This window comes from Streptomyces sp. NPDC034670, from assembly GCF_055574875.1.
On the sequence record NZ_JBVITR010000010.1, the window covers coordinates 5533 to 11100 of the forward strand.

Annotated in this window: 5 protein-coding genes; 2 read left to right on the forward strand and 3 right to left on the reverse strand. The window is 75.8% G+C overall.

From position 1 onward, the window contains the following. The 3 genes from ACZ56B_RS09975 to ACZ56B_RS09985 all read right to left on the reverse strand — a co-directional run. Nucleotides 1-1283: NADH-quinone oxidoreductase subunit C (locus tag ACZ56B_RS09975; protein ID WP_468788144.1), on the reverse strand; the 1283-nt coding region annotated here is incomplete at its 3' end. Then, complete coding sequence (locus ACZ56B_RS09980; protein WP_468788146.1) at nucleotides 1280-1969, reverse strand: NADH-quinone oxidoreductase subunit B; 690 nt, start codon at nucleotides 1967-1969, stop codon at nucleotides 1280-1282. The genes ACZ56B_RS09975 and ACZ56B_RS09980, both read right to left, overlap by 4 nt. Then, on the reverse strand, nucleotides 1960-2367 hold the full coding sequence (locus tag ACZ56B_RS09985) for an NADH-quinone oxidoreductase subunit A (RefSeq protein WP_468788148.1): 408 nt from the start codon (nucleotides 2365-2367) through the stop codon (nucleotides 1960-1962). The genes ACZ56B_RS09980 and ACZ56B_RS09985 overlap by 10 nt, the downstream gene beginning before the upstream one ends. A gap of 231 nt (nucleotides 2368-2598) precedes the next feature. Here ACZ56B_RS09985 and ACZ56B_RS09990 point away from each other — a divergent pair, with 231 nt between their 5' ends. Beyond that, entirely contained in the window at nucleotides 2599-3948 is a 1350-nt protein-coding gene (locus tag ACZ56B_RS09990; RefSeq protein WP_468788150.1) for a sensor histidine kinase, read from the forward strand. Between the two features lie 104 nt (nucleotides 3949-4052). Beyond that, nucleotides 4053-5417, forward strand: coding sequence for a sensor histidine kinase (locus ACZ56B_RS09995; RefSeq protein ID WP_468788152.1), 1365 nt, complete (start codon nucleotides 4053-4055; stop codon nucleotides 5415-5417). The last annotated feature ends 151 nt before the right edge of the window (nucleotides 5418-5568 follow it).

Below are 5568 nucleotides of genomic sequence, written 5' to 3' on the forward strand. Positions count from 1 at the left end.
CCCGGGCCGCCGTCGCCGGGACTGTCGTCGCCCGGGCCGCCGTCGCCGGGACTGTCGTCGCCCGGGCCGCCGTCGCCGGGACTGTCGTCGCCCGGGCTCCGGGGGACGTCGCGCCCCTTCGGGGCCTGCTCCGGTCCGGGGGCCGGGGTCCCGGGACCGCCCGCGGTGCCCGGGGCGGTGTCCCGGGGCGCGTCCGGGGCCCCGGTCCCCCGTTCGGCCTCGAAGGCCGGGCGGGCGTGGTGCCAGGGGGCGTCCGGGCTGCGCGGCGCGCCGGAGGGCTTCCGTTCCGGGCCGCCCCCGGCGGGTCCGGGGGCGGGGGCGCCGTCCGCCGGTCCGGTTCCGCCCGGCGACGCCGCCCGGTCCGCCGCGGCACGCTGGCTCGCGGACCCCTCGGACGCGCTGCGCGCCCTGCGGGGGCCGCCGGCGCCACGGGCCGCGGCACGCTGGGACGCCGAGCCCTCGCTCGCGCTCCGGGCACGCCGCGCGGGGGGCGCGGCGGGTCCGGACGGGCGGGCCGGCTCCGCGGCGGCACCGGTGTCCGCGCCCGCCGCGCCCCCGGCGACCTGGCTCGCCGAGCCCTGTGCCGCCGTGCGGGTGCGGCGCACGGGGCGGTCGCCTGCCGGCCGGGCGGCCGCGGGGCGTTCCCCGGCCGCTCCTGCCGCCCCCGCGGCCGCCCGGCCGGCGCCGCGGGCCGCACGGGCCGGGGCAGGCGGGAGCTGGCCCTTCAGCGGGCCCCATTCGTTGGGGTCGGGGACCCCGGGGGGCAGCATCTGGCGGCGCCTGGGGCCGCCGTGCTCGGGCTCCCCGGGCTCCTTGGCACCCGGCCAGGCCTTGGCGACGCGGGCCGCGAGGACGAAGTCCTTGCGCAGGGGGCGGCCCTCGAAGCCGTCCGGCAGGAGAAGGTGCTCCAGGGCGGGGTGGCCCGTGAAGTCGATGCCGAACATCTCGTACGTCTCGCGTTCGTGCCAGGCCGCGCCCGCGTAGACGTCCACGGCGGAGGGCAGCACCGGCGCCTCGTGCGGGACCGTGGTGCGCAGCAGCAGGCGCCGCACCGGCGACAGGGCCGCGACGTGCGCCGTGACGTGGAGGCCGGTGCCGGGTTCGTCGACCGCGCTCAGCCAGTCGAAGAACGTGCAGCCGATGCGGTCGCGCGCGGTCTCCAGGGCGGGGATCCAGGAGGCGGGGGGCACGTCGACGGTCAGGACGCCGTAGGACTCCTCCGCCGTGGCGCCCGTGCCGAACAGCTCCTCGGCGTCGGCGGGGAGCCAGCCGACCGCGGTCATCGCCCCTCCCCCGCGTCCGGTGTCCCGCCGGATCCGCCGGGCGCCGGCGGTTCGACCAGCCCGCTCCGCAGCGCCGCCGCCGACGGGCGTCCCGCGCCGGAACCGGTCCCGTACCGCTCCCCGAGCGACTCCCGCGCGATCTTCTCCTGGAGCTTGAGGATCCCCTGGAGCAGTGCCTCGGGCCGGGGCGGGCAGCCCGGGACGTAGACGTCGACCGGGATGATCTGGTCCACGCCCTTGGTGACGGAGTAGGAGTCCCAGTACGGGCCGCCGCAGTTGCTGCACGCGCCGAAGGAGATGACGTACTTCGGCTCGGGCATCTGCTCGTACAGGCGCTTCACCGCGGGCGCCATCTTGTCCGTGACCGTCCCGGAGACGACCATCAGGTCGGCCTGGCGCGGCCCCGGCGCGAAGGGGATGACGCCGAGGCGGATGAAGTCGTGGCGGGACATCGACGCGGCGATGAACTCGATCGCGCAGCAGGCGAGACCGAAGTTGAAGACCCACAGCGAGTAGCGGCGGCCCCAGTTGAGGACCACCTTCATCGGCTCGGGCGCCAGGCGGGCGAGCGCGCCGAGCCGCTTCGGCTCCGGCAGCAGGACCGGCTCGGGGGCCGGCGGGGCGGAGGGGGCCGGCGGAGTCGGGGAGCCCGAGGGGGTCGTGGGGGGCGGGGGGGTCACGTCCATGTCAGGACGCCCTTCTTGTATGCGTACAGCAGGCCCACGGCGAGGAAGCCGAGGAAGACGAACATCTCCACCAGGGTGGTCGCGCCGTAGCCGTCGGCGGCGAAGACGGTCGCCCAGGGGAAGAGGAAGATCGAGTCGACCGCGAAGATCACGTAGAGGAAGGCGTAGACGTAGTAGCGGACCTGGGTGTGGGCCCAGCCCTCGCCGACGGGGTCGACTCCGCACTCGTACGTCAGGAGCTTCTCGGGGGTGGGGACCACGGGGCGCAGCAGGCGCCCCGCCCCGAAGGCGACCGCGACGAACAGCACGCCGACGACGGCCAGCAGTCCGACGACCGCGTAGGACTGGAAGTAGTCCGCCGCGACGACGGTCGTCCCGACGACGGTCGGTTCCCGCACGTCCACCCTCACTCCCTGGCTGGTGTCCCTGGTCCGTGCCTTGATCCGTGCCTTGATCCGTGCCCGTGAGCATCGCGGTTCGACGATCTGTACGCAGGGAGTCTAGGCCCTGATAAAGGCACCGTAAGCAGCCCGTCGCCCCTCGGACCACAGGGGGGTGGGGTTTTCCTCAGGGCGGCGGGGCGGCCGGCCTCATGGCGCCGTCCCCCGGCTCCGGGCACGCTGATGCACATGACCGAACGACACCCCTCCCCGGGTACCCCGGTGACGGCGGACCCGGACACGGCCGGGCACGGCGACCGCCCGCCACCGCCCCGTTTCGCGTACGACGCGCACACCTGGAAGGAGATCGCCCACCTCCTGGCGAACCTGCCGGTGTCACTGGTCGGCTTCGTCTACGTGGTGACCGTGCTGTTCACGGGGGTCGGGCTGACCGTCACGGTGGTCGGGTTCCCGGTGCTCGCCGCCGGGCTGATGGGCGCGCGGCTGCTGGGCAGGGCGGAGCGGGCCCGGGCGAGGAAGCTGCTCGGGGTGCGGGTGGAGGAGCCGAGCCGGCTGCCGCGGCGCGGCGCCCGGGGGTTCTGGCCGCAGCTGTGGATGGCGGTGAAGGACCCGGTGGGCTGGCGCACGGTGCTGTACGAGCTCATACGCCTGCCCTGGGGCGTCCTCACCTTCGTCACGACGCTGACCGGCCTGTTCGTGCTGTGGCCGGTGCTGCCGTTCGTCGTGCGGGGGCTGGCCGACGTGGACCGGATGATGGTGCGCGGCCTGCTGTCGCCCTCCGACGAGCTGGAGCGGCGCATCGCCGAGCTGGAGTCCGACCGGGGCGTGGTGGTGGACACGGCCGCCGCCGACCTGCGGCGCATCGAGCGCGACCTGCACGACGGGGCGCAGGCCCGGCTGGTGAACCTCGCCATGGGGCTGGGCCTGGCGAAGGAGAAGCTGCTGGAGGACCCCGACTCGGCGGCGGCCATGGTCGAGGAGGCGCACGGCGAGGTGAAGCTGGCCCTGCAGGAGCTGCGGGACCTGGCGCGCGGCATCCATCCGGCGGTGCTGACCGACCGGGGCCTGGACGCGGCCCTGTCCTCGGTCGCCTCGCGCTGCACGGTCCCGGTGAAGGTGACGGTCGACCTCGCCGAACGGCCGGCCGCCGCCATCGAGGGCATCGCCTACTTCACCGTCTCCGAGCTGCTGCAGAACGTCAGCAAGCACAGCCGGGCACGGGCGGCGGCGGTCGACGTGTGGCGGTCGGAGGGCCGGCTGCTCGTCCAGGTGTGGGACGACGGGCGCGGGGGCGCGAGCCTGGACGGCGGCACGGGGCTGCGGGGCCTCGCCGACCGGCTGGGCGCGGTGGACGGTCTGTTCGTCGTGGAGTCGCCCGAGGGCGGTCCGACGACCGTCACGGCGGAGCTGCCGTGGTGGGACCGCTCCGGCGTGCCCGCCGAGGGCGCCCGGACCGGCGGGAGGACGGCCGGGGGCGCGGCCGGGAGGGCCAGTAGGGGCGCGGCCGGGAAGAACGCCGGCAAGGCGGCCGGGGACGCGCCCGCGGGGGCGGCCGCCCGCGGCCGGAGGTGGGGATAACCCCCCGTCCGGGACTGCGACGGACTCCATGGTCCGCCGACCCGCGGCACAGCAGGCTGGAGGTACGACAGCACAGCCGCGGGACGAGGAGAAGGACGACGCCGATGGCCACGTATGACGGACAGGGCTACGGGCTCGACACGAGGCCCGGGCATCCCGGTGTCCCCGGGGGACGACGGCACCGGCTGCCGGCCGCGCTGCGGGCGCCGGTCGAGGGGCGCACCTGGCGGGAGCTGGGCTACGTGCTGCTGAGCCTGCCGATCAGCATCCTGCTGTTCACGTACGCGGTCACGATGGTGTCGCTGGGGGCCGGCCTGCTGGTGACGTTCCTCGGCGTCCCGGTGCTGGCGGCGGCGCTCGCCGGCTGCCGGGGGTTCGGCGCGGTGGAGCGGGCCCGGGCCCGGGGGCTGCTGGGCCTGGAGGTGGCCGAGCCGGAACCGCCGCGGACGAGGCGGCAGGGGTTCACGGCGTGGATCGGCGCCGTGCTCAAGAGCGGCGCCTCGTGGCGGTCCCTGCTGTACGCGGTGATCCAGCTGCCGTGGGCGGTGTTCTCCTTCACGGTCGTGGTGACCGTCTGGTCGGTGGGCTGGTCGCTGCTGACGTACCCGCTGTACTTCTGGGTGTTCCCGGTGTACGCCGGTCAGGGCGGGATCCAGCTCTACGGCGACGAGCAGCACCGGATCTACCTGGACAACCCGTTCGAGATCACGGTGACGGCGCTGGTGGGCCTGCTGTTCACCATCGCCACGCCGTGGATCGTGCGGGCGCTGACGACGGTGGACCGGGTGATGGTGCACGGGCTGCTCGGGCCGTCCCGGCTGGCCACGCGGGTGGTGGAGCTGGAGTCGGACCGGGGGGTCGTGGTGGACACGGCCGCCGCCGACCTGCGGCGCATCGAGCGCGACCTGCACGACGGGGCGCAGGCCCGGCTGGTGAACCTCGCCATGGACCTGGGGCTGGCGAAGGAGAAGCTGCGGGAGGACCCGCAGGTGGCGGCGCGGATGGTGGACGAGGCGCACGGCGAGGTGAAGACGGCCCTGCAGGAGCTGCGGGACCTGGCGCGCGGCATCCATCCGGCGGTGCTGACCGACCGGGGCCTGGACGCGGCCCTGTCCTCGGTCGCCTCGCGCTGCACGGTCCCGGTGAAGGTGGAGGTGGACCTGGCGGAGCGGCCCGCGCCGGCCATCGAGGGCATCGCCTACTTCACGGTCTCGGAGCTGCTGCAGAACGTCAGCAAGCACGCGCGGGCGACCTGGGCTGCCGTGGAGGTGTGGCGGACGGAGAACCGGCTGATGCTGCAGGTCGTGGACAACGGCGTGGGCGGCGCCGACGCGTCCGCGGGCTCCGGGCTGGCCGGGCTGGCGGAGCGGCTGGACGCGGTGGACGGGATCCTGGTGGTGGACTCCCCGCTCGGCGGCCCCACCCGGGTGACGGCGGAGCTGCCGTGGCGGGCCGAGCGGGCGCGCTGAGCGCCGGCCGGACCGGCGGCCGGCGGCTTGCGGCCGACGGGTGGCGGGGCGGCGGATGGCGGGTGGCGGGGGGGGGGGGGGGGGGGGGGGGGGGGGGGGCGCCGCCCCTACCAACAGACCCCCCCGAAAGGGGCCCAGTGCGGGTGGAGAG

Excerpts from the sequence above, each read along its gene's own strand:
- ACZ56B_RS09995 (WP_468788152.1), top strand. The coding sequence starts at position 4,053 with ATGGCCACGTATGACGGACAGGGCTACGGGCTCGACACGAGGCCCGGG.
- ACZ56B_RS09990 (WP_468788150.1), top strand. The coding sequence starts at position 2,599 with ATGACCGAACGACACCCCTCCCCGGGTACCCCGGTGACGGCGGACCCG.
- ACZ56B_RS09980 (WP_468788146.1), bottom strand. The coding sequence starts at position 1,969 with ATGGACGTGACCCCCCCGCCCCCCACGACCCCCTCGGGCTCCCCGACT.